Annotated in this window: 25 protein-coding genes and 2 pseudogenes; 21 read left to right on the forward strand and 6 right to left on the reverse strand. The window is 63.3% G+C overall.

The window, feature by feature from the left end:
* Positions 1–29: 29 nt before the first annotated feature.
* Positions 30–2,021 (forward strand): protein-L-isoaspartate(D-aspartate) O-methyltransferase, encoded by a 1,992-nt coding sequence (locus P9230_RS05170; RefSeq protein ID WP_278117701.1) that lies wholly within the window; start codon positions 30–32, stop codon positions 2,019–2,021.
* Between the two features lie 69 nt (positions 2,022–2,090).
* On the opposite strand, the gene P9230_RS05175 is transcribed toward P9230_RS05170, so the two are convergent.
* Positions 2,091–2,405, reverse strand: a complete 315-nt coding sequence (locus P9230_RS05175; RefSeq protein ID WP_278117703.1) for a hypothetical protein — start codon at positions 2,403–2,405, stop codon at positions 2,091–2,093.
* 244 nt (positions 2,406–2,649) lie between these two features.
* On the opposite strand from P9230_RS05175, the gene P9230_RS05180 reads away from it, so the two are divergent.
* Positions 2,650–2,787, forward strand: coding sequence for a hypothetical protein (locus P9230_RS05180; RefSeq protein ID WP_156752600.1), 138 nt, complete (start codon positions 2,650–2,652; stop codon positions 2,785–2,787).
* 252 nt (positions 2,788–3,039) lie between these two features.
* Here P9230_RS05180 and P9230_RS05185 read toward each other — a convergent pair whose 3' ends face one another.
* On the reverse strand, positions 3,040–3,465 hold the full coding sequence (locus P9230_RS05185; protein ID WP_066992011.1) for a hypothetical protein: 426 nt from the start codon (positions 3,463–3,465) through the stop codon (positions 3,040–3,042).
* 327 nt (positions 3,466–3,792) lie between these two features.
* Entirely contained in the window at positions 3,793–3,996 is a 204-nt protein-coding gene (locus tag P9230_RS05190) for a hypothetical protein (RefSeq protein WP_278117705.1), read from the reverse strand.
* Between the two features lie 524 nt (positions 3,997–4,520).
* Between P9230_RS05190 and P9230_RS05195 the strand changes: the two genes are divergently transcribed.
* Complete coding sequence (locus P9230_RS05195; protein ID WP_245489826.1) at positions 4,521–4,796, forward strand: hypothetical protein; 276 nt, start codon at positions 4,521–4,523, stop codon at positions 4,794–4,796.
* A gap of 388 nt (positions 4,797–5,184) precedes the next feature.
* Here the strand turns inward: P9230_RS05195 and P9230_RS05200 are convergent, their stop codons facing one another.
* Both P9230_RS05200 and P9230_RS05205 read right to left on the reverse strand, forming a co-directional pair.
* Positions 5,185–6,051 (reverse strand): Ku protein, encoded by an 867-nt coding sequence (locus tag P9230_RS05200; RefSeq protein WP_095826295.1) that lies wholly within the window; start codon positions 6,049–6,051, stop codon positions 5,185–5,187.
* Positions 6,052–6,615: 564 nt separating this feature from the next.
* Positions 6,616–6,855, reverse strand: a complete 240-nt coding sequence (locus P9230_RS05205) for a hypothetical protein (RefSeq protein WP_095779478.1) — start codon at positions 6,853–6,855, stop codon at positions 6,616–6,618.
* Between the two features lie 160 nt (positions 6,856–7,015).
* On the opposite strand from P9230_RS05205, the gene P9230_RS05210 reads away from it, so the two are divergent.
* From P9230_RS05210 to P9230_RS05220, 3 genes and pseudogenes are all read left to right on the forward strand, one after another.
* Positions 7,016–7,801 (forward strand): SDR family NAD(P)-dependent oxidoreductase, encoded by a 786-nt coding sequence (locus P9230_RS05210; protein WP_095826294.1) that lies wholly within the window; start codon positions 7,016–7,018, stop codon positions 7,799–7,801.
* 80 nt (positions 7,802–7,881) lie between these two features.
* A pseudogene (locus P9230_RS05215) lies at positions 7,882–9,058 on the forward strand (zinc-dependent alcohol dehydrogenase).
* Between the two features lie 63 nt (positions 9,059–9,121).
* Positions 9,122–9,364, forward strand: a complete 243-nt coding sequence (locus tag P9230_RS05220) for a hypothetical protein (RefSeq protein WP_127242060.1) — start codon at positions 9,122–9,124, stop codon at positions 9,362–9,364.
* An 80-nt stretch (positions 9,365–9,444) separates the two neighbouring features.
* Here the strand turns inward: P9230_RS05220 and P9230_RS05225 are convergent, their stop codons facing one another.
* Positions 9,445–9,717 carry a hypothetical protein gene (locus P9230_RS05225; RefSeq protein ID WP_095779479.1) on the reverse strand — a complete coding sequence of 91 codons (273 nt, stop codon included), beginning with the start codon at positions 9,715–9,717 and terminating at the stop codon, positions 9,445–9,447.
* 213 nt (positions 9,718–9,930) lie between these two features.
* On the opposite strand from P9230_RS05225, the gene P9230_RS05230 reads away from it, so the two are divergent.
* The 15 genes and pseudogenes from P9230_RS05230 to P9230_RS05300 all read left to right on the forward strand — a co-directional run bounded on the left by P9230_RS05230 (position 9,931) and on the right by P9230_RS05300 (position 24,891).
* Positions 9,931–11,037, forward strand: coding sequence for an SDR family NAD(P)-dependent oxidoreductase (locus P9230_RS05230; RefSeq protein WP_278117707.1), 1,107 nt, complete (start codon positions 9,931–9,933; stop codon positions 11,035–11,037).
* Positions 11,034–12,107 carry an NAD-dependent epimerase/dehydratase family protein gene (locus tag P9230_RS05235; protein ID WP_127323621.1) on the forward strand — a complete coding sequence of 358 codons (1,074 nt, stop codon included), beginning with the start codon at positions 11,034–11,036 and terminating at the stop codon, positions 12,105–12,107. The genes P9230_RS05230 and P9230_RS05235 overlap by 4 nt, the downstream gene beginning before the upstream one ends.
* Positions 12,104–13,396, forward strand: a complete 1,293-nt coding sequence (locus tag P9230_RS05240) for a TIGR04295 family B12-binding domain-containing radical SAM protein (RefSeq protein ID WP_095802770.1) — start codon at positions 12,104–12,106, stop codon at positions 13,394–13,396. The genes P9230_RS05235 and P9230_RS05240 overlap by 4 nt, the downstream gene beginning before the upstream one ends.
* Positions 13,381–14,481, forward strand: coding sequence for a glycosyltransferase family 4 protein (locus P9230_RS05245; protein WP_127323619.1), 1,101 nt, complete (start codon positions 13,381–13,383; stop codon positions 14,479–14,481). Before P9230_RS05240 ends, P9230_RS05245 begins: the two co-directional genes overlap by 16 nt.
* A gap of 2 nt (positions 14,482–14,483) precedes the next feature.
* On the forward strand, positions 14,484–15,614 hold the full coding sequence (locus P9230_RS05250; RefSeq protein ID WP_127323618.1) for a glycosyltransferase: 1,131 nt from the start codon (positions 14,484–14,486) through the stop codon (positions 15,612–15,614).
* Positions 15,611–16,705: a glycosyltransferase gene (locus tag P9230_RS05255; protein ID WP_095826277.1), complete on the forward strand. Its 1,095-nt coding sequence runs from the start codon at positions 15,611–15,613 to the stop codon at positions 16,703–16,705. The genes P9230_RS05250 and P9230_RS05255 overlap by 4 nt, the downstream gene beginning before the upstream one ends.
* Positions 16,702–17,811 (forward strand): glycosyltransferase, encoded by a 1,110-nt coding sequence (locus tag P9230_RS05260; RefSeq protein WP_095826276.1) that lies wholly within the window; start codon positions 16,702–16,704, stop codon positions 17,809–17,811. The genes P9230_RS05255 and P9230_RS05260 overlap by 4 nt, the downstream gene beginning before the upstream one ends.
* A 23-nt stretch (positions 17,812–17,834) precedes the next feature.
* Positions 17,835–18,791 (forward strand): annotated as a pseudogene (locus P9230_RS05265) (UDP-glucuronic acid decarboxylase family protein); the annotation flags it as partial.
* 452 nt (positions 18,792–19,243) lie between these two features.
* Entirely contained in the window at positions 19,244–19,402 is a 159-nt protein-coding gene (locus tag P9230_RS05270; protein ID WP_066991972.1) for a DUF3309 domain-containing protein, read from the forward strand.
* 189 nt (positions 19,403–19,591) lie between these two features.
* Entirely contained in the window at positions 19,592–20,695 is a 1,104-nt protein-coding gene (locus P9230_RS05275; protein ID WP_067320599.1) for an inositol-3-phosphate synthase, read from the forward strand.
* Entirely contained in the window at positions 20,692–21,285 is a 594-nt protein-coding gene (locus tag P9230_RS05280) for a histidine phosphatase family protein (protein WP_278117710.1), read from the forward strand. Before P9230_RS05275 ends, P9230_RS05280 begins: the two co-directional genes overlap by 4 nt.
* A gap of 13 nt (positions 21,286–21,298) precedes the next feature.
* Positions 21,299–22,399, forward strand: coding sequence for a glycosyltransferase (locus tag P9230_RS05285; RefSeq protein WP_278117712.1), 1,101 nt, complete (start codon positions 21,299–21,301; stop codon positions 22,397–22,399).
* Positions 22,399–23,202: a sugar phosphate nucleotidyltransferase gene (locus P9230_RS05290; protein WP_067320592.1), complete on the forward strand. Its 804-nt coding sequence runs from the start codon at positions 22,399–22,401 to the stop codon at positions 23,200–23,202. Before P9230_RS05285 ends, P9230_RS05290 begins: the two co-directional genes overlap by 1 nt.
* Positions 23,203–23,204: 2 nt before the next feature.
* Positions 23,205–23,966, forward strand: coding sequence for a TIGR04290 family methyltransferase (locus P9230_RS05295; RefSeq protein WP_278117714.1), 762 nt, complete (start codon positions 23,205–23,207; stop codon positions 23,964–23,966).
* Entirely contained in the window at positions 23,959–24,891 is a 933-nt protein-coding gene (locus P9230_RS05300) for a beta-xylosidase (protein WP_278117716.1), read from the forward strand. The genes P9230_RS05295 and P9230_RS05300 overlap by 8 nt, the downstream gene beginning before the upstream one ends.

Here is a 24,891-nt window from a genome sequence, read left to right on the forward strand (position 1 = left end):
GCGATTCCAACTTCCTGTTGAGGATGCACATGCTCGACCTGTCCCGCGAACGTCGCCGAATGGTCGATGTTCATCTCCGCCGCCGCGGCATTCATGATCGTGAGATCCTGGCAGCGATGCGCGAGGTCCCACGCGAGACTTTCGTGGACCCTGGCTTCGAAGAATTTGCCTACGAGGATGGACCGCTGCCGATTGCCGAGGGTCAAACGATATCGCAGCCCTATATCGTCGCGTTCATGCTGGAAATGGCTGAGATCGGGCCCGGCGATCACGTCCTCGAGGTCGGCACGGGATCTGGCTACGCCGCCGCCGTGATGAGCCGCATCGTCGATCATGTCTACACGATGGAACGGCACGCCGGCCTGGCGGAAACCGCGAGACGGCGCTTCGAGACGCTTGGCTATCGCAATATCGATGTCCGCACCGGCGACGGCACCAAGGGCTGGCCCGAAGCGGCACCGTTCGATGCCATTGTCGTCGCGGCGAGCGGGCCCGGCGCGCCGCTCGCGCTGCAGCAGCAGTTGGATGTCGGCGGCAAGTTGGTCATTCCGGTCGGAGATGACCCTGACGAGCAGCGTCTCCTCAAAGTCACCCGCACGGGCGCTTCCACCTACAGCGAGGAAGATTTCGGTGCGGTGCGCTTTGTCCCTTTGATCGGCGAAGAAGGCTGGCAGGAGGACAACCGCATCCGAACCAGCCGTGTCTCCCCGCTCTTGCCAGCGCGCAGTCTTCCGCAGATGATTGCCGCAGCGGCCGAACCGCTTCCGGAGTTCGATGATCCCGCCTTTGTGGAGGCCTTCGATCGCTTTGCCGACCGGCGGATCGTGCTGCTCGGCGAAGCGAGCCACGGCACATCCGAGTTCTATCGGGCGCGGGCTTGGATCACCAGAAGACTGATCGAGAAACATGGCTTCACGATCGTCGCCGCTGAAGCCGACTGGCCCGACGCCGCGGCGATCGACCGCTATGTGCGCCACCGCCCACCTTCGCCGCGCGCCGACATGCCTTTCCAGCGGTTTCCCACCTGGATGTGGCGCAACGCCGAATTCGCGGCATTCGTGGAGTGGCTGCGTGCGCACAACGAGCAGATCGAAACACCGGCAAGCCAGGCAGGGTTCTACGGCCTCGATATCTACAATATGAGAGGCTCGATCGCGGCGGTTTTGGAATATCTCGACCGCATCGATCCGGAGGCGGCAAGCATTGCCCGCGAACGCTACGGCTGCCTGACGCCGTGGCAGCACGAACCCGCCACCTATGGCCGGGCGGCGCTAACCCGAGGCTACCGGGAATGCGAGGAGGCGGTGCTGCGGCAGTGCCGGGACATGCTGTCGCGTCAGCTCGATCACGCCGGCCAGGACGGCGACGAATTGTTCGACGCCGCGCAGAACGCCCGGCTCATTGCCTCCGCCGAGCACTACTATCGCGTGATGTACTATGGCGGCGCGCAATCCTGGAACCTGCGCGACACGCACATGTTCGACACGCTGCAACATGTTATCGAAGCGCGTTCTCCCGATGCCAAGGCCGTGGTCTGGGCGCACAACTCCCATATCGGCGACGCCCGCTTCACGGAGATGGGAATCGCCAGGGACGAAGTGAACATCGGTCAGCTCTGTCGCCAGCGGTTCGGCGACGACGTAGCCGTCATCGGCTTCGGCACGCATGCCGGCACGGTCGCTGCCGCCAAGCATTGGGACGGCGAAATGGAAATCATGTCCGTGCGGCCTTCGCGCGAGGACAGCTATGAGCGGCTTTGCCACGACGCCGGCACCGCTCGTTTCCTGCTCGACCTTGGAGCTGATCCAGCCCTTCATGATCGGCTGACCGAACGTCGGCTGGAACGGTTCATCGGCGTGATCTATCGGCCGGAAACGGAACTGCACAGCCACTATGCCGACGCCTCGCTTGCGCGGCAATTTGACGCCTGGGTCTGGTTCGATGAAACCACCGCCGTGACGCCGCTCGGGCCGGAGCATGCGACGCGCGGGGTCCCGGACACCTACCCCTTCGGCGTGTAGGCATGACGAATGCATTCGACATCGCGCTGATGCGGACCCTTCGGCGCGTGGTGCGGCGAGCGAACGCTACTATTCTTTCACGTAGGCACCAGACCGGCGGCCGCCTCTGGGTGCTTTCGCATCCTTGGAATGCTCGGCGACCGATGGGCCGGCTCCGGAAGTTTTTTGCGTCGCAGGACCAGGCGTCGCCCCTCCCGGAGGGTTTTGCCCTTCCGACTGATGTGTCTTGTCTTCCACCTCGCCCTGTCTGCGGGTGAGCCCAAAGCGATCGTGAGGCTTTTCGTTGCCGGCCGCAGCCTGCGAAAACCGGTCTGAGGGATCCGGATCGGTATTGGCCGGGTACTTCCTGGCGCCGGTCTCGCGGCGGTTCTCTTCCTTGCCCATGACTCTCTCCGGGTTGATCTGGAGGATAACAAGATCGTCAGAAGAGCGTTCCCCGACCTGGCCGATGAGGGACGCGGGCAATCGGCTCCCATCAGTCCGATGGAACAAACACGCCATCGCCCAATTAGGCAAACAGAGTTCGGAGGCCAAGCGCGGTCCGGTTGCGCCCGATCCGACAGTCGGCGCGGCTTCGGCTCCAAACACGAACAAGCCGGGCGGCTAGCAGCGGACGAAAGGATTTCTGATGCCCCGGATCGTTGCAGTGATCGCGATCGTGGTGATTTTGTTGATAACCGTGTGGGCCTGGATCGGCCGAGAGCCCGAGCGCCCGAGCGGCGGAAGCCAGCAGCCAGCGCCCCACGCGATCGACCAGAACGGCTGAGGCAGGGCCTTTCGATCGGCGACTTGCCGTTCTCACCGCATCGCCGTCTTCGCTGCATTGCGGTCTCGCGCGCCCTTGGTTCGCCGGGCCTTGGAGGGACAAGCCGGCGGGAGCTCGCGCGAGCAAGGCTCCGGCGCCGAACTATTTGCGCTCATGCCTTCTTCATGGATCTATCGCTCCGCGGATGGATCAACGTCCGAGCGCCGCCGGCGGCTGTCGCAACAGCCGCGATAGCGAGCAGTTGAGACGCAGTCAGTGTATGAAGCGGCTTCTCAGCCAGGCAAAAATGCGATTGCCTGTGACAATTCTCCGGACGCGTCCAGCAGCCCAACTGGCCTGCATGGTTGCGCCGGCATGGCAGCTGCAGACGACTTCATGCAACTGCCAATCGGAGAGTTCAAAGAAGCGTTTGGCTTCCCCATAGGTATCGGACTGCAGGCCCGAGGCCCTGAGCAACGGGTCTTCGAACGCAACCGTCAGCGGGGATCCAGCCGCCCGCGCCTCTTCCCGCATGCCTGGATAGAGATACTCGGTGCCGGTGAGCGCGGCGAGACAGCGCAACGGATTCCGCTCGAGCAGTTCTGCCCACCTCTCTATCTTTTCAGTCCTTGTCGTGAGCGGCACCAGCGGATTGATATCAGCGACTGCGTGCAGTTGGTCGAGCGTTTGGTGTTTCATGATAGGCTCCCGTCCATACTTGGCTGACCGGCTTGTCCTGGCGGGGTCGGCAGGCCCGCGTCTGAGGTGCGGGCCGATCAGTGTTTCCCACCGATCTCCGGCAGGCGCCAAAAAAAGCGGCGCCTGCAAATCATCGAACTGACAGTCGTCCCCAAAGTTCCGGTTGAACACGGAATTCATTTGGAATGAGGTTCCGCAGTGCAGGACTGCACGGCGTCTCAGTTGCGAGCCCAGGCTGGACTAAGATGCAGGCGCTTGTCGAATATCTCATATCCAGTGATAGGAACGGGAGCATGGTCCTTTCTCAGGCCACGCAGCCCGCGGTCCTCATTCCGCTGCCGCCTTTTTCCGTTTCGCCTCGTCGAAGTCGATCGCCAGCACGATCTTTCCGTTGGCGTCCCGAACCCGGACGGCCCAGCCCTGCTGCCCACCTTCGGCGGCCGTGTCGTCAAGCAAATCAATCGCCGAACGCAGCGCCTCGTCGTGCACGGCCTCCAGGTTCGGGAATTCCACGCCCTTGAGCTGCCGCACGCCATCATTGTCGCGATATTCGAATGTGAAGGGCTCTCCGGCTTGGCGGGCTCGCTGAAGTCGCGGTTGCTCTGCTGCTCGGACCGGTCTTCCACGGTCTCGAAAACCGCGCACTGCACCATCATCTCTTTGGCGCGATCGATAAGAGCGGTGTCGCCGTTCGTCGGCCGTGGATCGGATCCAGCCATTGTGACGGCAATCTTTTCGCCGCCCTCACCGAGAAATTCGACTGTCACCACGCCTTCCGACCTGGAAAGTATGTGGGTCTCGAGAACCTGCATCGGTGCCTCGTCATCTTAGATAACGAAGGTAAAAGCTGCCCAACAGGAAAGGTTCCGGCCGCGCTCAGCGATTGGCGGCAGCGATAGTTCCCCCTTCCCGGAAACGAGTGCCTGGACAGCAGCGTTTCTACTTCGCGTTCAAATGATCCCGTGGGAACACCGACGCCGGACAGATGTTTGGTAGAAAGGAGCTGTCCGATGACCTCACCGAGCAAGCGAACACCCGCCGAGGATCGAGGCGAAATGCAGATGGGCATTACCCGGGACAAGACGCCCGGATTCGACCCTTCTGCCGCCCCGCAGGAAACGGATGCAGAGGCGGGAGGGTCGGCGAGTTCCACCCATCACGTCGCACAAGATGAACCGAAATTCACCAATCAGGCGAGCTTCGCCAACGCCATGCAGCGCCCCCAGAACGCGCCCGGCCTTCAGCCGAGCAGGAACGGGCCGGTGCTGGTGATTGCGGCGCTCGTGGTTCTGGCGGGCGCCGCTTTCCTGCTTGCCGCCCGGCTGGGTTGATGGATGCCGGCTCGCCGAGGAAGTGGCGCTCCAACCCGGAACGCCCGATGCAAGGTCTGATAGCTAGGGAGTATGTGCATGCCCATGTTGAAAAAGCTTCTTCGCCATCTTTGGCGACGGAAAATCCAGCCGGCGGCCAATCCATCCCCAGTCGATGCGATCGTGCGGCTGTTGCGTGAAAGCGAGGAACGCAACGGATAGATTTTTGGATCGTGCCCGGTGCGCCCCGGCGCGCGAAATCCTCGAGCTCATGCTCTTCTGCCACGGCCGGTGTTTTAGCCCGCGCTGGGCGTTACCCGAATTCCTCCTCGGCGAAGGCGCCGAGACTCCAGCCTTGTTTGCCTCGGTCTGCAAGCCAGCTTGATGTCGCTCACCGCACAGACAACTGCTATGCCGATTTGCGCCCCCGTGCAGAATTCTTCGTCTTTTTTCGTTTCGGCGCTCCCCTGGACTTCGGGGATTTGGGTTTTGCCCCGGCCTCCGCGCCGAGGCTCTTTTTCAGCGCATCGAACAAATTGACCACATTGGACGGCTTGGGTTCCGCCTTGGCTTTCGGCGCCTTCCTGCCGGCCTTTCTGGCGCGAACCAGTTCCAGCAGTGCCTCCTGATATCGGTCCCGGAACTCGGTGGGATCGAACTTGCCCTTCTGCTTATCGATGATGTGCTCGGCCAACCCGATCATCTCGCTGTCGGGCTTTCCCGACTTGATCTCGGCGAAGACGCCGGCGGGCTCGCGCACGGTGTCGCCATAACGCAGGGTGGTCAGCATCATGCCCTTGCCGCGCGACTCGACCACCACCGGGCGTTCCCTCTGATAGAGCACGATGCGAGCGAGCCCGGCCATCTTCTTTTCTGCCAGCGCGTCGCGGATCACCGCAAAGGCCTCTTCCGAGACCTTGTCGGCGGGCGTCACGTAGTAGGGTGCGTCGAGATAGATCTGCTCGATCGACGATTTGTCGACGAAGCCGTCGAGATTGAGCGTGTGCGAGGACTCGATCTGCACCGCCTCGATGTCTTCCTCTTCGATGAAGATGAATTCGTCCTTGCCGACTTCGTAGCCCCTGACCTCGTCGTCTTTATCCAGCGGCTTGCCGCTCTCGGCATCGACATAGATGCGCCGGACCCTGTTGCCGGTCTTGCGATTGAGCACGTGGAAGGAAACCTTCTCGGCATGGGTCACGACGTTCGTCAATTCGACGGCACAGGTGACCAGCGACAGTTTGAGATAACCGCTCCAGGCGGGACGCGGCGCCATGGCGATCTCCTTGGCGACAGGAATGCAGCCGGAACGGCGAACGCACCGCTTCGGTTCCGACGTCGCAGGCCGGCGCATCGCGTCGGCTTCAGCCGGCTGAACCGGGAAGCAGCGCTGAAGTTCCCGGCGGGAGAAGCAACGGGAGCTTTCGACAAGGGCTTGGCCCGACATATTCGAGTTGCAGACATTTCGTTCGAAACGTCCGTCCGTCGCGGGATCATTCGGAACAATGGGCCTTCGGGCAAGTTGGATACGGCTCCAACGGCGAATTGATCTGGAACGACCGTGGCGACGCGGAAGATCGACAAGGACAGGCGTGAGCGCACCTCGAATGCGGCGCGCGAACTGCTTGAGACGGAACGACTGGCGCGCCAGGCAAAGACGGCGCGACTACGCGAGCAGCGTTTGGCCGCGGCACCGGCAGCAAAGTCGCCTCCTCCCGCGGCCAGGCCGGGCCGGACGCCCAAGAAGCGAAAAATCATAGATATCAGCTAGCGCCTGGCTCCGTTCGGCGCTGCCGCTTTAGGGCGGCCGGAAATCGATGACGCGTCCAGCCAGCTTCTCTCATTCCTTGGCCGCTGGCTCTCCAGGCCCAATCTCGGTCTCATCTAATATGTGCTCGTGAATGATGCCGAGGATTTGCAGCCTCACCGCCTCACGCGCCTCCGGCTGGATGAACGGCATGAGGAGATCGACCCTCTCCTTGACCCGACGGGGCAGATCAGCGCTGGGATCGGTCAGCTGGCTGCCATGCTCATAGAGGTTGTCGGTAAGTTTCTTATCCAGATCGGAAAAGATGCCCATGGCTGTCGCTCCACATTGACGGCGGAACAGCCGTGCCCCGAATTGGTTCCGTCTCGCCGAGCCTCGTTTGCCGCGCGTTGCCGAATCCCAAGAATTCGAACGGAACAATCGCACTCTGCGCATGTTCGGCCGGACCACACTCACACGGTCGGAGAACGAAATGGAAAACGGAAAGCTCGCCGTGGTGACCGGCGCTTCCAGCGGCATCGGCAAGGAACTGGCGAAATTATGCGCGAGAGATGGCTACGAACTGGTGATCGTGGCCGACGAGCCGGCGATAGAGCAGGCTGCCGAGGCGCTGCAATCTCACCACGTTGCAGTCGAGGCGGTAGAAGCCGACCTCGCGACCGAGGAAGGGGCCAATCAACTGATCGCGAGGATTGGTGACCGCGCTATTGACCTTCTGTTCCTCAACGCGGGACGAGGCCTGGGCCGGGGCTTCATCGATCAGGACTGGCCCAAGGCGCGCCGCGTCATCGACACGAACATCACCGGCACGGTCTATCTGGCACATCGGCTCGGCCGGCAGATGGTCCGGCGTGGCCGCGGCCGGATCCTGTTCACGGGCTCCATCGCCGGCTTCATGCCCGGCACCTTCCAAGCGGTCTACAACGGCACCAAAGCCTTCATCGATTCTTTCGCCATCGCGCTGCGCCATGAGTTGAAGGACAGCGGTGTGACCGTGACAGTGCTGATGCCCGGCGCGACGCAGACCCGCTTCTTCGAGCGGGCCGACATGATGGACACCGAAATCGGGACTCAGGAGAAAGACAATCCGGCCGATGTGGCCAAGGACGGCTATGATGCCATGATGGCCGGAAAAGAGCAGGTCGTTAGCGGTTTGAAGAACAAGATGCAGGCTGCCGCGGCCCATGTCACGCCGGCCGGCACGCTGGCCGAGCAGCATCGCAAGGCCGCCGAACCGGGTTCCGCGAACAACGGATGAATGCGAGGCGCCGCCCGGGGAACATTCCAGCCGGGCGCAAGTTCGATGCACTCAATCCTCCGATCGACAGGAATGGCACGATGAAAGCGCTGACATGGCACGGCAAGGGCGATATCCGGTGCGACGCGGTCGCCGATCCCGCGATCGAGGACGACCGCGACATCATCATCAGGGTTACCTGCTGCGCCATTTGCGGTTCGGACCTGCATCTGATGGACGGCTATATGCCGACGATGAAATCGGGCGACGTGCTGGGCCATGAGACCATGGGCGAAGTGGTGGAGGTCGGCCGTGGACACAGCAAGTTCAAGAAGGGCGATCGCGTCGTCGTTCCCTTCAATATCTCATGCGCAATGCTGGTTTTGCCAGAACGGCCTGTTTTCACTCTGCGACCGGTCGAACCCCAACGCCGACCAGGCCGCCAAGGTCATGGGCCAGTCGCCCGCGGGCCTGTTCGGCTATTCGCATCTGGTCGGTGGCTATTGGGGCGGGCAAGCCGAGTATTTGCGCGTGCCTTTTGCCGATGTCGGCCCGATCAAGGTGCCGGACGGCATGGACGACGACCAGGTCCTGTTCCTCTCCGACATCTTCCCGACCGGCTATATGGCGGCGGAGAACGCCGGCATCCGGGAGGGCGACACCGTCGCCATCTGGGGCTGCGGGCCGGTCGGCCAGTTCGCGATCCAGAGCGCCTGGATGCTTGGCGCCGGACGCGTGATCGCCATCGACAAGGTACCGGAGCGGCTTGCTATGGCGCGCGACCACGGCAAGGCCGAGACCCTCGATTTCAGCAACTTGAATATCTACGATGCCCTGATGGCCATGACCAACGGTCGCGGCCCGGACAGTTGCATCGACTGTGTCGGCACCGAAGCCGATGCCAGCGCCACCCCGGATTCCATGCTCGATAAGGTCAAGGCGAGTGTCTATCTTGGCACCGACCGGCCGCATGTGCTGCGCGAGGCGATCTATTGCTGTCGCAAGGGAGGCACCATTTCGGTGCCCGGCGTCTATATCGGCCTTGTCGACCACATCCCGTTCGGCGCGGCGATGAACAAGGGGCTGACGTTCCGCATGGGACAAACCCACACGCAACGCTATCTCGAGCCTCTCCTGCACAAGGTCCAAAGCGGCGACATCGACCCGTCCTTCGTGATCACCCACCGCGCCGGGCTCGAGGCCGGACCCGACCTCTACAGGAAGTTCCGCGACAAGCAGGACGGCTGCATCAAGGTCGTGATGCGCCCTCACGGGTGACCACGTCTTTGCCCGGAACTCGCCCGGGCGCCCTGTCGTTGCGATCAGCTAAGGAGGTATCAAATGGCTCAACTGAAAAACACATCTCGGCCGGCCACCAGGTCACCGAACGCCGAAGGCCTTCCGCGTCCTGACCGCGATGCCATGGATAGCGACGCCGGCGCGAGACCGGCAGTTCCCAAAACAGCCGGCGCCGCCGAGGAACAGTCGACATCACCGCTCGACAGTAAGGTTGCCAATCGCAATGCCGGTCGCAAGCGCGAGGCCGGAACCACCCCGCGCCCAACCGACAAGCCATTGGATTGAGGCAACCGGGGCGGCGCGGCAGCCTCCGCCGGTCGGGCCGCTTGCGTGCGTTCGTTGCTGGTTACCTGCCGCCGCCCGCGTCAACCATTCCCGCTCCGCTCGACAAATTTGTTGAAGCGGCTCTTTCCTCCGCTCCCGGCCTTGTCCTGATGGAGGAAGGCAAGGTCGTTCTCGTCGAAGATCCGGAAGAACTCATCCCACTCGATCGGTTCGAGCGCTTCCTCCGGCTCGCCGAAGTCGATGCGCAGGATGCCGCCCTCGCCCTTGGTGCGAACCACGGCGGGATGGCCGTCCCTCTCCTCAACCCATTTGCGAATTTCGTCGTGATTGGTGGTCGTCTTCGCTTCAGACATGGCATTCCCTTTCTCGCCGCACGTCGGTGAGCGGCCCTAACAGCGCGCAAAGGGCAATGTTCCCAGGCATGCGGGCGACCCGCCGACAGCTTCGCCACGGAGGGAACTTTGATGAAGCAGGGAACAAACCTTTTGTCCCGAAGTTCGGGAGCCCAACGCTAAATCGGCCCCAACGCTAAATCGGCCCCAACGCTAACTCGGCAAGGAGTTCTCGTGAAACGTGTCCTGGTTACGGGAGGCTGCGGTTTCATTGGCCGGCATGTCGCCCAGGAACTCATCGAGCATGGCTACGAGGTCCGTGTCCTGGACGCACTCTTGGACCAAGTGCACGGCAATGAAGCCGTCAGCATTCCAGCTGGCGCCGAGCTGATACGGGGAGATGTACGTGATCGAGACGCGGTCGCCGACGCGGTAGCGGATGTCGACACCGTCATCCACCTCGCTGCCGAGGTCGGCGTCGGCCAATCCATGTACGAGATCGCCCGATATGTCGGCACCAACGATCTCGGCACCGCGACCCTGCTCGAGGCGTTGATCAAGAAACCAGTCGAACGCATTGTCGTCGCATCGTCGATGAGCATCTACGGCGAAGGCCTCTACAAGACACCAGACGGGCGGCGTATCGACGATGCCCATCGCAAGCCAAGCGACATCAGGATCGGCCAATGGGACCCGCTGTCGGCTGCCGGCGAAGCGCTGTCGCCGATTCCGACCGACGAGGAGAAACGTCCTGACCTCGCTTCGATCTACGCGCTGACCAAATATGCGCAGGAACGCGCGGTGCTAATCTTCGGTCAGGCTTATGACGTGGATGCGGTGGCATTGCGCCTGTTCAACGTCTTCGGCGCCGGTCAAGCGCTCGCAAATCCCTACACCGGCGTGCTTGCCAACTTCGCTTCGCGGCTCGCCAACGGCAAGCGGCCGATGATCTTCGAGGACGGCGAGCAAAAGCGCGACTTCGTCCATGTGCGCGATGTCGCCCGCGCTTTCCGCCTGGCGCTGGAGCAACGCCAGGCAGCCGGCCACGCGATCAATATCGGCAGCGGACGGTCCTACACCATCAGCGAGGTCGCTCGATTGCTTGCAGAAGCGATGGGCGTTCCGAAGCGGCCGCCCGAAATCCTCGGCAAGGCGCGCTCCGGCGACATCCGCAACTGCTTTGCCGACATTGCCAAGGCGCGCGAGCTGCTTGGCTTCGAGCCGAGCCATCGGCTTGAGAACTCCCTCGGTGGATTCGCGGCCTGGGTTCGCAACACCGTCGTCATCGACCGAGGCGCCGACATGAAGCGCGAGCTTGAAGAGCGGGGGCTGGTGTCATGAGCGAGCGGCATCGCGGCCTCGGCAAAGCGCCGGTGGCCGTCATCGGCGGCAGCGGCTTCATAGGCTCAAACCTCGCCGACAGCCTGTTGTCGGATGGCGAGCCAGTTCTGGTCATCGACAATCTCAGCCGAGCCGGCGTCGAGCAGAACCTCGAATGGCTGGCGCAAAAGCACGGCAACCATCTCAGGGTTGAAGCCGTGGACGTGCGCGACCAAGCCAAACTGGCCTCGGTGCTGACGCCAGCAAGAGCGATCTTCCATCTGGCCGCCCAGACCGCTGTGACCACGAGCCTGATCGATCCCGCGGAGGACCTCGACATCAATCTCAAAGGCACCTTCAACGTGCTTGAGGCGGCGCGCCGGGTGAACGCCCCGGTAATCTTCGCCAGCACCAACAAAGTGTACGGCAGCTTGCCCCAGCTCGCGGTGCGGGAAACGGACGATCGTTACGAGCCTTGCGACGAAGCCATCCGCGCCAATGGCGTGGACGAGACGATCGCCCTCCGTTTCTGCACGCCCTATGGCTGTTCCAAGGGCGCTGCGGACCAGTATGTCCTTGATTATGCCAAGTCCTATGGTCTGCCGACGGCGGTGCTGCGCATGAGCTGCATCTATGGACCGCGCCAGTTCGGCACCGAGGACCAGGGCTGGGTCGCGCATTTCCTCCTCAGCGCGCTCAGCGGCCGGCCCATCACCATCTATGGCGACGGCAAGCAGGTGCGCGACATCCTGCATGTGTCCGACGCGGTTGCCGCCTATCGCGGAGTGCTGGCCAGGATCGAAAACCTCAAGGGACAGGCGTTCAATCTTGGCGGCGGACCGCGGAATGCCGTCAGCCTGCGCTCGCTCCTGTCGGAGATCGCCATCATGACCGGCCGCGACATCGTGGTGCGGCAGGATCTCGAACGCACCGGCGACCAGCCCTTCTTCATCGCCGATACCCGCAAGATAGAGGCCGCGCTTGGCTGGCGGGCGCATGTCCCGTGGCGCGAAGGCATCAGCGACCTTGCCGGCTGGCTGTTGCGGCACCGTCTTCAGCCGCACGCTGAAGTGGCGAGGTACGTCGCATGAAAGTCGCACTGGTCAATCCACGTTGGACGTATGAACACAGCATCTATTTCGGCTGCCGCCAGCCGCATCTGCCCCTGGAGCTTGGCTACTGCAAAGCGCTCTTGGAGACCGACGGCCACAGCGTGCTGATGCTGGACGGGCAGTTGCAGCATCTCGACAACGCGGAACTTGCCGAGCGCGTGGCGGCGTTCGCGCCGGACATGACCGTCGTGACCACCGCGCCGACCTATCTGTTCTGGCGCTGCGCGCCGCCGGAGCTGCGGGTGCCGGCAGAATTCCTGAAGCATCTCGCCGGGCGCGGCGGGCGCACCGCCGCCGTCGGGCCGCATGGCTCGGCGACGCCGGCCCCTACCCTGCGCAAGCTTGGCGTCGATGTCGTCGTGCGCGGCGAATGCGAGGAGGTGGTGGCGGAGCTTGCCGGGCGCGGCGAATGGAGCGCCGTCCCTCACACGGCGCGGCTCGAGAGCGGCGTGCTGGCCTGCAACGGTGGCGTGAGCGTCAGCCGCTTCGTCGACCACCCGGCACTTCATTGGCCGTCCGATTGGATTGCGGCCCATTCGCACCACCATCATCGGTTCGACGCGGACCAGAAGGGCGCCGGTGCAGAGGTGGAAGCTTCGCGGGGTTGCCCCTATAATTGCAGCTTCTGCGCCAAGATCGATTTTCGCGACGCCTACCGCCGCAGGAACCACGACGCGGTCGTCGCCGAGATCGACGGTCTGATGGCCCAGGGCGTCGGCTACATCTACTTCATCGACGAGATTTTCCTGCCCCAGAAGGCGCTGCTCGAGGCCCTTGTCGACCGCGATATCCAATTCGGCGTTCAGACGCGCATCGACCTCTGGAAACCGGAGTTGCTGGAATTGTTGGGCGAGGCCGGCTGCGTCTCGATCGAAGCTGGCCTGGAAAGCCTGACCGTCGAAGGCCGCGAGATGCTGGCCAAGCGCTGTCGGCTGGGCACCGAGGAATTGGCCGCGCTGCTGGTCGATGCCCGCCGCCATGTTCCTTTCGTCCAAGCCAATCTGATCGGCGTGGTCGAGGACGATCCGGCCCTGGTGGAGTATTGGCGCAAGCACCTCATCGACAACGGCGTCTGGGCCAACGAGCCGGTGCCGCTCTATCCCTATCCGAGCTCGCCAAGTTACCGCGAGCTGTGGGGCGAACCCGACGATTTCGCCTGGGAGCGCGCGCATGAGCACTATCTGGCTTCGTTCCGGACGTTCAGCGACATCCAGGACCAGCGCCCGCGCGCGCTGGCCGAATTGGAGTCCTCATGCTGCAATCATTGATCCATCGCCCGCGGCGCATCCTGATGACCACCGACTCCGTCGGTGGCGTCTGGCGATATTCGCTCGACCTGGCGCGCGAGCTCACCAACCGAGGGGACAGCGTCGTGCTGGCCGGGCTAGGGCCTCGGCCTTCTCGGGAGCAGGCACAAGAGGCGCAATCCTTCGCGACGCTCGCATGGCTCGAGACCCCTCCGGACTGGATGACGCGCAACGAGAGCGATCTCGACGGCCTGCCCGGCGAGCTTCGGGAGCTTGCGACGGCCTATGCCGCGGACCTCGTTCATCTTAACGCTCCGGCCCAGGCGGCCGAGGTCGATCTGCCCTGCCCCATCCTCGTGGTCTCGCATTCCTGCGTCGTGACGTGGCTGCATGCCGTGCGCGGTCAGGTGCCGACCGATGCCTGGGCCTGGCAGAAAGACCGCAACCGGGCCGGTTTCAATCGCGCCGATATTGTGGTGGCACCCAGCCGAAGCCACGCCGACATGCTTGAGGCCTGCTACGGGCCGGTCGCGCGGCTAAGTGTCGTCCACAACAGTGCTCTTCCCGGCCCGGTCGCCTCGCGCCGCGAGCCTTTCGTCCTGGCCGCCGCCCGCTGGTGGGATCAAGGAAAGAACGCGGCGGTGCTGGATGCCGCGGCTGCCATAACCGAATGGCCAGTCCATGCCGCCGGCCCGCTCGGGGGGCCGGACGGGCAGATGGCGCGTCTCGATCATTGCGTCGCGCTCGGCTCGATCGGCTATGCCCAAGTGCGTCAGCGGATGGCGCGCGCTGGCATTTTCGTTTCGCCATCGATCTACGAGCCCTTCGGGCTTGCCGCTCTGGAAGCCGCGCTCTCGGGCGCGCCGCTGGTCCTCGCCGACATCGCGACCTATCGCGAACTCTGGGACGGCGCGGCTATGTTCTTCGACACGCGCGATCCGCATGCGCTTGCCGGATGCATCGCCCACCTCTCCCGCGACGAAAATTTGCGGCGCCAGCTTGGCCGGCGCGCCGTCCGTCGCGCGCGCAAATTTTCGCCGCAGGCGCAGGCGGTCGCGATGAGTGAAATCTACGATCGTGCGGCGATGGCCGTCGCAGGGCGCTGACCATGCATTTCGTATTCTACACCCATTCCGTCGTTTCCGATTGGAACCATGGCAATGCGCATTTCCAGCGCGGCATCATGCGCGAGCTTGTTGCGAACGGACACCACGCCCTCGCGCTCGAACCCGCGGACGGTTGGAGTCGTTCGAACCTTCTGGCCGAGCAAGGCTCCTTCGCCGTCGAGCGCTTCCGGAAGGATTTTCCCGAGCTGATGCCGGTGACCTACGATGCGTCCTTCGATCACGAGGCCTGGATTGCGAAGGCGGATGTGGTGATCGTCCATGAATGGACCGATCCAGATCTTGTGGCGCGGATCGGGCGGGCCAAGCTCAACGGCGGCAAGTTCACGCTGCTGTTTCACGACACGCATCACCGCGCCGTGTCGGCGACGCAGTCGATCTCGGCACTGAACCTGGAGCACTATGACGGCGTCTTGGTCTTCGGCGAGGCGTTGCGGGAGAGCTACCTTCGCGCCGGCTGGGGCCGACGGGCTTTCACCTGGCATGAAGCAGCGGACGAACGGTTGTTCAAACCCTCTCCCGAAGTCGACGCCGTATCGGATCTGGTCTGGGTCGGCAACTGGGGCGACGACGAACGCAGCGCCGAAATCCACGAGTTCCTCGTCGCGCCGGCACGCGAGCTTGGCCTGTCGGGAACCGTTCACGGGGTGCGCTACCCAGCGCAGGCGCGGGCCGCGCTCGCCGACGCCGGCTTGCGCCACGAGGGTTGGATCGCAAATGCCGACGTCCCGAAAGCGTTCGCGCAGCATCGCGTGACGGTGCACATCCCGCGCCGACCCTATCGGGACCATCTGCCGGGCATTCCCACGATCCGCATGTTCGAGGCATTGGCCTGCGGCATTCCCCTCGTCTCTGCGCCATGGTCGGACGTGGAAGAGCTGTTCCGTCCCGGCAAGGACTTTCTGTTTGCCCGCGACGGCTCCGAGATGCGCCAGCACCTGCGCGACGTGCTGCACGACGCCGCGCTTGCGAAGGCTCTGGCGGCAGCCGGGCTGGAAACCATCCTGGCACGGCACACATGCCGGCGCCGCGCCGACGAATTGTTCGACATACTCGCCGCATGCGGCAATCGCCATGCGGTTGACGGGGTGCCAACAAGGGAGGCCGCCGCATGAAGATCGCCTTTTACGGATCCAGCCTGCTGTCGTCCTATTGGAACGGCGCCGCCACCTATTATCGCGGCCTGCTGAAGGCACTTTCCCGGCGCGGTTACGACATCGTCTTCTACGAGCCGGACGCCTTTGACCGGCAGAAGCACCGCGACATCGAGGTTCCCGACTGGTGCGACGTCGTCGTCTACGAGGCGACGCCGGATGCGCTGATGCAAGTCGCTTGCTGCGCCGCGCAGGCCGACATCGTGGTCAAGGCAAGCGGTGTGGGCTTCGAAGACGAAGCGCTGTTGCGCGCCGTGCTCGACCACGCCCGCAATGACGCGCTGACGGTGTTCTGGGACGTCGACGCCCCGGCGACGCTCAGCGAATTGCGGAACGATGCCGGCCATCCTCTCCACGAGGAGCTCAAAAGGATCGCCCTCGTGCTGACCTATGGCGGCGGAGATCCCGTCGTGTGGGACTATAGGGCGCTTGGCGCCGCCGAATGTGTGCCGATCTACAACGCGCTCGATCCCGAGACGCATTTCCCCGTCGCCCGAGATTCCCGCTTCGCCTGCGATCTCGCCTTTCTCGGCAATCGCCTGCCGGATCGCGAGGCCCGCGTGGAAGGCTTCTTCCTCGAGCCGGCCGGTGCGCTGGAGGACCAGAAGTTCCTGCTCGGCGGATCAGGCTGGGGCGACAAGCCGATGCCGGCGAATGTCTCCTGGCTCGGCCATGTCGGCACTCGAGACCATAACGCCTTCAATGTCACGCCGAAGGCGGTGCTGAACATCAGCCGCGACAGCATGGCCAGCAACGGCTTTTCGCCGGCAACGCGGGTGTTCGAGGCGGCCGGCGCCGGTGCATGCCTCATCACCGACGCCTGGGCCGGTGTCGAGCTGTTCCTTACGCCTGGCGAGGAAATCCTGGTGGCGCGAGACGGCGCCGACGTTGTCGAGATCATGTGCACGCTCACACCAGGGCGCGCAAAGGCGATCGGGGCGGCAGCGCTTCGGCGTGTTCTGGCCGAGCACACCTACACACTGAGGGCTGAACGGGTTGACGCAATCTTAAAGGCGCATTTCGAGCGCGAGACCGTGGAGGCCGCAGAATGACGAAGGCACTCGATATCGTGTTCCTGGGTCTTTCTCTGTCCTCTTCCTGGGGCAATGGCCATGCGACGACGTTTCGGGGGCTGCTGCGGGGCCTCGACGAGCTCGGCCATCGCGTCACCTTCTTCGAACGCGACGTGCCCTGGTACGCGCACCACCGCGACCTGCGCGACCCCGATTATTGCGACTTGCGCTATTACGACACCGTCCAGGAGCTTCGTCGCAGCCATGAACGAGACCTTCAGCAGGCCGATGTTGTGGTCATCGGCTCGTTCGTGCCTGAAGGCAGGGCGGTCATCGACGACCTCGCGTCGCTGTGCACCGGGCTATTCTGCTTCTACGACATCGACACGCCGGTGACGCTGGCCAGGATTGCCGAGGATGACTGCGACTATCTCGCGCGTCGGCAGATTCCCTATTTCAACCTTTATTTCTCCTTCACGGGCGGACCGACCCTCCATCGCCTGGAGCTCGAATTCGGCGCGCGTCGGGCCGAACCGCTCTATTGCTCCGTCGACCCCGAGCGGCACCATCGAAACCGAAATGTGATCAAATGGGATCTAGGCTATCTCGGCACCTACAGTCCGGATCGGCAACAGACCCTGGAAACGCTTCTGCTCGAGCCTGCGCGTCGACTGCCGGATCGACGCTTCGTGGTTGCGGGCTCGCAATACCCGCACGATATCGACTGGCCCGATAATGTCGAGCGGATCGAGCACCTGCCGCCGGCCGAGCATGCCGGATTTTATAGCCGGCAGCGCTACACGTTGAATGTGACACGCACTTCGATGGTCGAAGCCGGATGGTCGCCCAGCGTCCGGCTTTTCGAAGCAGCGGCGTGCGGGACGCCGATCATCAGCGATCGCTGGCCCGGCCTCGACAGTTTCTTTCCGGCTACGGCGATACAGACGGCCGGCAGCGCAGATGATGTGACGGGAATTCTTCTGGGACAGCCCGACCGCGCCAGGCTCAGCATGGCCAGGCAGGCCCATTCGCTGGTCCTGGAAAGACACACCGGAGTTGCTCGGGCACGAGAGTTCACGTCGATGCTGGCGCGGGCAAGACAGACACGTCCGGTGCTCGATCTGGATGTCGAAAGTGCAGCATGACAGGCAGACAGGAGAACACACAGATGCGGCGTTCAAGAAAGGCCCAACAGACACGGACGGCGCTTGTCGCCGGCGGTGCCGGTTTCCTCGGTTCGCACCTATGCGAGGCCCTGTTTGGCATCGGCTATCGCGTGATCTGCATCGACAACTTTCTCACCGGCCGAATGGAGAACATTACGCCGCTTATCGGCCAATCGCGCTTCCGGTTGATCGAGCAGGATATCTGCAGCCCGCTGGAACTGGGTGAACCGGTCGACCGTGTCTTCAACCTGGCATGCGCGGCGTCACCGCCCCGCTACCAGGCCGATCCCGTTCACACCACGCGCACCTGCGTGGTCGGGTCGCTCAATCTCCTCGAGCTTGCCGTTCGCGACGGTGCACGCTTCCTGCAGGCATCGACCAGCGAAGTGTATGGTGATCCCGAGCAGCATCCGCAGCGTGAGGACTATCTCGGCCATGTGAACTGCACCGGCCCGCGCGCCTGCTACGACGAAGGCAAGCGCACTGCGGAGACGCTTTGCTTCGACTACCTTCGGGCCGATCGGGCCGACGTGCGTGTCGCCCGTATCTTCAACACTTATGGCCCAAGGATGGACCCCGCCGACGGTCGCATCGTCTCGAATCTGGTCATGCAGGCACTTGAAAAGCGGCCGATGACGATATTCGGCGATGGCCGGCAGACGCGATCCTTCTGCTACGTCACCGACCTGGTCGAAGGCCTGTTGCGGCTGATGGACATCGAGCCCAATCCGCGCCAGCCGATCAATCTTGGCAACCCCGGGGAATTCACCGTCCTCGAATTGGCCGGCCTGGTGAGGGAACTGACCGGCACCAGGTCGCCCGTCAAATTCCTGCCTTTGCCGGAAGACGATCCCCGCCGGCGACGCCCCGATATAGCCCGAGCGAAGGAGCTTCTCGGCTGGGCCCCCAAGGTGCCTCTCCGGCAGGGCCTGCTGCAAACGGTCGTCTACTTCGCCGAACTCGACGGCAGCGCGACCGTGTCGCCCGCCACCGCGACCAACAGGTCCGGGGCAGACGGAGTTGAAACCGGCGGCCCGCAGGATCCCGATGCGTCCCGCGTTCTTTTCACCGAAGCGGAACATCCGACCGAGATTCTGGTTGGGCCCGATAACCGGCACGGAGAACGCAGTCGTGCAGTCGAAGCGATCAGCCAAGGACATCGAGCAGATGGCGGCCGCGGAAACCGCCGCCTTCCTGCGACGAGCCTCCATCACCTACCTCGAATGTTGCGTCAGCCTGATGATGACGCATCTTCAACGCGAAGAAGTCGCAACCATCCTCGAGCGGGAAGCTGACATGCTGCGCAGGCTGGACTGAGCCCCCAGCGCCTCAGACGAATGACGAACAAATAGCATATGAGCCCCGCAGTCTGAGGTCCGAACGTCCACCTCGCCAATGAAGGGGACCCGATATGAGTCTCGGCACAATCCTCATTATTATCCTGATCTTGTTGCTGATCGGCGCGATCCCGGCCTGGCCGTATTCGTCGGGCTGGGGCTATGGGCCTTCGGGCGTGCTCGGCGTCATACTTGTCATCCTGGTGATCATGGCGCTCATGGGCCGGATTTGAGGCCGAGCGGGCGAGATTCCATTAGCCGCACTCCGAACGTCGCGTCCTGCGCTGGCCTCGGAGACAACGCGGCAACGGGAGTATTGAACGTCGACCGCATCGGCGAATTTTCCACCTCTCAAGGAACATTCCTGACCGGTCACAGTTCGGCGCGAGGAACTTACCTCCAACAATAGAGGCGGCGGTTTCGTGACATCGAAAAAGGTTCGCATCGGCATCGTCGGTGTCGGCAATTGCGCATCCTCCCTAGTGCAAGGCCTCACCTATTATCGTCAGGCAAAAAGCAACGAGCCGATCCCCGGGCTAATGCATGCCGATCTCGGCGGCTACCATGTCGAAGACATCGAGGTCGTCTGCGCCTTCGACGTCGCCAAGAGCAAGGTCGGGCGCGATGTGGCCGAAGCAATCTACAACGCCCCGAACAACACCTTCCGTTTTGCCGATGTGGCGCCGATCGGCGTGCGCGTGCAACGCGGACCTACACTCGACGGCATCGGCAAATATCTGCGCGATGAAATCGAGGAAGCGAATGAGCCGGTCGCCGACGTGACCGCAGGCCTTCGGGAAAGCGGGGCCGAGGTGCTGGTGTCCTATCTGCCGGTCGGCTCGGATGCGGCAACCCGCTATTATGCCGAATGCGCGTTGGCGGCCGGGTGCGCTTTCGTCAACTGCATACCAGTCTTCATCGCTTCGCGGCCGGAATGGCGCCGCCGCTTCGAAGAGCGCGGCCTGCCCCTGATCGGAGACGACATCAAGAGCCAGGTCGGCGCTACCATCGTTCACCGGCTGCTCGCCAATCTGTTTCGGGAGCGCGGGGTGCGCATCGACCGCACCTACCAGCTCAACTTCGGCGGCAACACGGACTTCCTCAACATGCTGGAGCGTGAGCGGCTGGAATCGAAAAAGATCTCCAAGACGCAGTCGGTCACCAGCCAGATCGATGTTCCGCTCGAGCCAGGCAACATCCATGTCGGACCCAGCGATCATGTGCCTTGGCTCACCGACCGCAAATGGGCCTATATCCGGGTCGAAGGCACGACCTTCGGCGGCGTCCCGCTGAATGCCGAACTCAAGCTGGAAGTCTGGGATTCGCCCAACTCCGCCGGAGTGGTCATCGACGCGGTGCGCTGCGCCAAGCTGGCGCTCGATCGCGGTATCGCTGGGGCGCTCACCGGGCCTTGCAGTTATTTCATGAAGTCTCCGCCGGAGCAGTTCACCGATGCCGAAGCCCGCCTGCGCACCCTCGCCTTCATAGCCGGTAGGGGCGAGCCGATGCTCGACGCCGCGGAATGACAACGACTATTTTCCTCGTGCGGCATGCTGCGTATGACAATGTCGGCCGCTATCTGGCAGGCCGCCAGGATATCGATCTTGGCCCAACCGGCCAGGCACAGACGCTGCGTCTGGCCCGCCGTCTGGCGAGGGAACCGCTCGCGGCCATTTTCAGCAGCCCGCGCAAGCGCACCTTGGAAACCGCGAAACCGATCGCTGTCGCCTGCAATATCGAGCAGATCGGAATCTGCCAGGAATTGGACGAGATCGATTTCGGCGCATGGTCCGGCAAGACATTCGAAGAGCTGGCCGATGACGCCGCCTGGCGGATGTGGAACGACCAGCGACAGAGCGCCCGAACACCGAGCGGCGAGACCATGCAGGACACCCAGCAGCGGATCGTCGACCTCATGGACGTGCTGCGCGAACAGGCCCCAAACCGATGCGTTGCACTGATCAGTCACGCGGACGTCATCAAGGCTGCGGTGTGCAAGGTGCTTGGCCTTCAGCTCGGCGACTGTTTTCGCTTCGACATCGAACCTGCCTCGATCACCACCGTCGTCCATGGCGACTGGGGCTCTAAGCTCATTCGCCTGAACGAAATCGCCTGACTGGAGCTGCCCGATGCGCATGGTGATCTTCGGCCTCACGGTCACCTCTTCCTGGGGAAACGGACATGCCACGCTTTGGCGCGGGCTGATACGCGCGCTGGCGCCACTCGGCTGGTCGATCAGCTTCTTTGAGCGCGACACGCCCTACTATGCCGGCGCAAGGGATCTCACCGATCTCGATGGCGGCCACGTGGTGCTCTATCCGGGATGGGATGATATTGCCCAGGCTGCGGCAATTGCGGTCCGGCAGGCTGACGCGGTCATCGTCACCTCCTACTGCCCGGATGCTGTTGAAGCCTCACGCCTCGCGCAGGAGAGTTGCCGTGGGCTCAAGGTGTTCTACGATCTTGACACCGCGGTGACGCTCGCGCGCATCGAGCAGGGGGAGCAGCCTCCCTATTTCGGTCCGGAAGGCCTTCGCGATTTCGATTTGGTGCTGAGCTACACCGGCGGCGAGGCACTCGGTGCGCTCAAGTCCATGCTGGGGGCGCGCCGCGTCGTGCCGCTCTACGGTCATGTCGATCCGGAGCGTCATCGGCCGGCAAAGCCCAGGGCCGAGTTTGCCGGCGATCTGTCCTACCTCGGCACTTATGCCGCGGATCGCCAGGCCGGCGTCGAGAAGCTGCTCGTCGCGCCCGCTGTCCGGCTGCCGGATCGCCGTTTCGTCATTGGCGGCGCTCAATATCCGCAGGAGTTTCCGTGGAGCGACAACATCTTCTTCGTCAGGCATTTGCCGCCTGCCGATCATCCGGCCTTCTTCTGCTCGTCACGTCTCACCCTGAATGTCACCCGCGAGGCCATGGCGCGCAAGGGCTGGTGCCCCTCCGGCCGGCTGTTCGAAGCGGCTGCCTGCGGCGCCGCCATCGTTTCCGACGACTGGCCGGGTCTGGACGACTTCTTCGAGCCCGGCAGCGAAATCCTGCTTGCACATGCCACCGACGATGTGGTCGCCGCGCTCGGTTTGTCGGACGGCGAGCTCGAGGCGTTGCGCCGCCGAGCCCGCGAACGCGTCCTCGACGAACACACATCCGCACGCCGCGCCGCGGAACTGGACCGGCTTCTGGTCGAAGCCGCCACCGCGCCAGCAAGCGAACCGATGAAGGAAACCGTGTGATGTTGGGTATCGTGCCTGCGGCGGGGCGCGGCAGCCGCATTCAACCGCTGGGTTTTTCCAAGGAGCTGCTCCCGGTTGGCAGCCGGATGGACGGGCAAACCGAGCGTCCGTGCGCGGTCAGTGAGTATCTGGTGCGCCGAATGGTGCGCAACGGCGTCGACAGGATCTGCTTCATCATCGGTTCGGGTAAGTCCGATATCCTCGAATACTATGCGGCCGGCTATGACAGCGCGGCCGCGATTTTCGTGGCCCAGCCCTCTCCCGTCGGTCTTTGCGACGCGATCTTCCGCGCCGCCCCTCTCGTCGCGCCGCAAGAGACTGTCCTGATCGGTCTGCCGGACACGATCTGGTTCCCCGAGGACGGCTTCTGCCATCTGCCGGACGACCGGCTGTCATTCCTGCTGTTTCCTGTAGACCGTCCCGAGCTTTTCGACGCCGTGGTTGTCGATCAGGACGGCCGCGTCGAGCAGATCCAGGTCAAGCAGCAGGACGCAGCCACCGACTGGGTCTGGGGCGCGTTCAAGATGCCGGGCTGCATCTTTCAGCGGCTCGCGGCGCTTTGGCGCGAGCGGGACGGCTGCGACGAGTATTTCGGAACGCTGGTCAATGCTTACCTTGCTGCCGGTGGTGAAGCCTGGGGCATCAAGGCGGGCTCGGCTTATGTCGATGTCGGCACCTTCAACGGCTACCGCACGGCGCTCCGGCTGCTTGAAAACAACGACGCCTCGGAAGACGATGGCACAGCGATATTCGTGCCGCCGAGCCGCTCGCACGTGCCATCCTTGCCAGGCGAGGGAGGCTGACCATGCTGCATTCCGACGCGGAAATTCGCCGCCGCATCGATGCGCTTGGACCGTGGTTCCACAACATGCAACTGGCGGGCGTGGAGACCGCTCCCGACCATTTCCTCGGCAACTATCCTCTGGTGAAATGGCAGAAATTCGCGGATGCGATCCCGGCCGATCTCTCGGGCAAGTCGGTGCTCGATATCGGCTGCAACGCCGGGTTCTATTCCATTGAAATGAAGAAGCGAGGCGCCGATCGCGTGCTCGGCATCGATTTCGACGTGGACTATCTGACGCAAGCGCGTTTCGCCGCCGAAATCGCCGAGTGCGACATCGAATTCCAGCAATTATCGGTCTACGACGTCGGCGCGCTCGGCGAGACCTTCGACATCGTGCTCTTCATGGGCGTGCTTTACCATCTACGCCACCCGTTGCTAGCGCTCGACCTCATCCGCGAGCATGTTGCGCGCGACTTGATGATCTTCCAGTCGATGCAACGCGGGAGCAGCGAAATCCTCGCGCTCGAACAGAACTACGATTTTTGGACGCTCGACCTGTTCGATCGAACCGAATTCCCGAAGCTGCACTTCATCGAGCACCGCTACGCCGACGATCCGACCAACTGGTGGATCCCGAACCGCGGCTGCATCGAGGCGATGCTGCGCACCGCCGGCTTCCAGATCCTGCTTCACCCGGAAGACGAGGTCTACTTCTGCCGCGCGTCCGATGAGCCGGCGGGTGAAGGTGCGGTCTACCCGTCGAAAGGACGAAATGATGATTGAAGCCGCCATGATCTGGAACGAGCCCAACAACAAGTCGCATTGGGACCCAGAGCTCGATCCGGACTGGAGCCGCTTCGCCGGCATGACTATCCTGGCGGCGCACGCGATCGGGCTTGAAAACCCGGCGATCACCAGGGTGCTTGGCGGCATTTCGCCGATCGATGCCGGCTTCATGTCGCTGATCAAGGGATATGGTGTCCTCGACCATGTCGATGCCGTCGCCGTGCACGGCTTCCCGCTCGACTGGAACCTTTGGCAGATCCACGAATGGCCGCAAAAGCTCGGCGAGATCGCCGAAGTCACCGATCTGCCGATTTGGATCAGCGAAGTCGGCGTGTCGAGCTTCGGCGCCGAGGAGGTCCAGGTCTGGGGCCTGCGGCGGACGGCGGAGCTTCTGCTTGGCAACGCGCCCCGCGTCCAATGGTATAGCCTTTATGATTTGCCGCATGCTTGGGGAGCGACCACACGGCACCGCGAGGTGGAAGGCTCCTCCTATTACCGTCATTTCTACATGGGTCTTCTGCGCGAGGATGGCTCGCCCAAGCCCGCGCTCGAAGAGTTCGTGCGGCACACTCCGGAAATGGGCCTCGTCCAGTGGTTCCATTTCGAGGACCACCGGCTGGACGACGCCGTCGCCTGGATGAAGCGGCTGGGCGTCACCAATCTGCGCACCGGCCTCTCTTGGGCCGACAGTTTCAGACCGAATGCCCTCGATTGGTTCGATCGCCAGATGGAAGCCCTGGCAGACTTCAACGTCACCATCACTTTCTGCTTCACGCCCGAGCACCGAGGCCTGCAGCCCCATCACACCAGCCCGCCACAGGCGCCCGAAGAGTTCGCCGAATTCTGCGCCAAGATGGTGCGCCGCTACGCACCTGGCGTGCGCGACGCCGCGATTCCCATGCGGCGGGTCTCGGCCGCATGA

It is taken from the genome of Mesorhizobium sp. WSM4887, assembly GCF_029625865.1.
Classification (GTDB): domain Bacteria; phylum Pseudomonadota; class Alphaproteobacteria; order Rhizobiales; family Rhizobiaceae; genus Mesorhizobium.

Coding starts and splice junctions, on each gene's coding strand:
- P9230_RS05170 (WP_278117701.1), top strand. CDS start 30: ATGCTCGACCTGTCCCGCGAACGTCGCCGAATGGTCGATGTTCATCTC.
- P9230_RS05175 (WP_278117703.1), bottom strand. CDS start 2,405: ATGGGCAAGGAAGAGAACCGCCGCGAGACCGGCGCCAGGAAGTACCCG.
- P9230_RS05180 (WP_156752600.1), top strand. CDS start 2,650: ATGCCCCGGATCGTTGCAGTGATCGCGATCGTGGTGATTTTGTTGATA.
- P9230_RS05185 (WP_066992011.1), bottom strand. CDS start 3,465: ATGAAACACCAAACGCTCGACCAACTGCACGCAGTCGCTGATATCAAT.
- P9230_RS05195 (WP_245489826.1), top strand. CDS start 4,521: ATGCAGATGGGCATTACCCGGGACAAGACGCCCGGATTCGACCCTTCT.
- P9230_RS05200 (WP_095826295.1), bottom strand. CDS start 6,051: ATGGCGCCGCGTCCCGCCTGGAGCGGTTATCTCAAACTGTCGCTGGTC.
- P9230_RS05205 (WP_095779478.1), bottom strand. CDS start 6,855: ATGGGCATCTTTTCCGATCTGGATAAGAAACTTACCGACAACCTCTAT.
- P9230_RS05210 (WP_095826294.1), top strand. CDS start 7,016: ATGGAAAACGGAAAGCTCGCCGTGGTGACCGGCGCTTCCAGCGGCATC.
- P9230_RS05220 (WP_127242060.1), top strand. CDS start 9,122: ATGGCTCAACTGAAAAACACATCTCGGCCGGCCACCAGGTCACCGAAC.
- P9230_RS05225 (WP_095779479.1), bottom strand. CDS start 9,717: ATGTCTGAAGCGAAGACGACCACCAATCACGACGAAATTCGCAAATGG.
- P9230_RS05235 (WP_127323621.1), top strand. CDS start 11,034: ATGAGCGAGCGGCATCGCGGCCTCGGCAAAGCGCCGGTGGCCGTCATC.
- P9230_RS05240 (WP_095802770.1), top strand. CDS start 12,104: ATGAAAGTCGCACTGGTCAATCCACGTTGGACGTATGAACACAGCATC.
- P9230_RS05245 (WP_127323619.1), top strand. CDS start 13,381: ATGCTGCAATCATTGATCCATCGCCCGCGGCGCATCCTGATGACCACC.
- P9230_RS05250 (WP_127323618.1), top strand. CDS start 14,484: ATGCATTTCGTATTCTACACCCATTCCGTCGTTTCCGATTGGAACCAT.
- P9230_RS05255 (WP_095826277.1), top strand. CDS start 15,611: ATGAAGATCGCCTTTTACGGATCCAGCCTGCTGTCGTCCTATTGGAAC.
- P9230_RS05260 (WP_095826276.1), top strand. CDS start 16,702: ATGACGAAGGCACTCGATATCGTGTTCCTGGGTCTTTCTCTGTCCTCT.
- P9230_RS05270 (WP_066991972.1), top strand. CDS start 19,244: ATGAGTCTCGGCACAATCCTCATTATTATCCTGATCTTGTTGCTGATC.
- P9230_RS05280 (WP_278117710.1), top strand. CDS start 20,692: ATGACAACGACTATTTTCCTCGTGCGGCATGCTGCGTATGACAATGTC.
- P9230_RS05285 (WP_278117712.1), top strand. CDS start 21,299: ATGCGCATGGTGATCTTCGGCCTCACGGTCACCTCTTCCTGGGGAAAC.
- P9230_RS05290 (WP_067320592.1), top strand. CDS start 22,399: ATGTTGGGTATCGTGCCTGCGGCGGGGCGCGGCAGCCGCATTCAACCG.
- P9230_RS05295 (WP_278117714.1), top strand. CDS start 23,205: ATGCTGCATTCCGACGCGGAAATTCGCCGCCGCATCGATGCGCTTGGA.
- P9230_RS05300 (WP_278117716.1), top strand. CDS start 23,959: ATGATTGAAGCCGCCATGATCTGGAACGAGCCCAACAACAAGTCGCAT.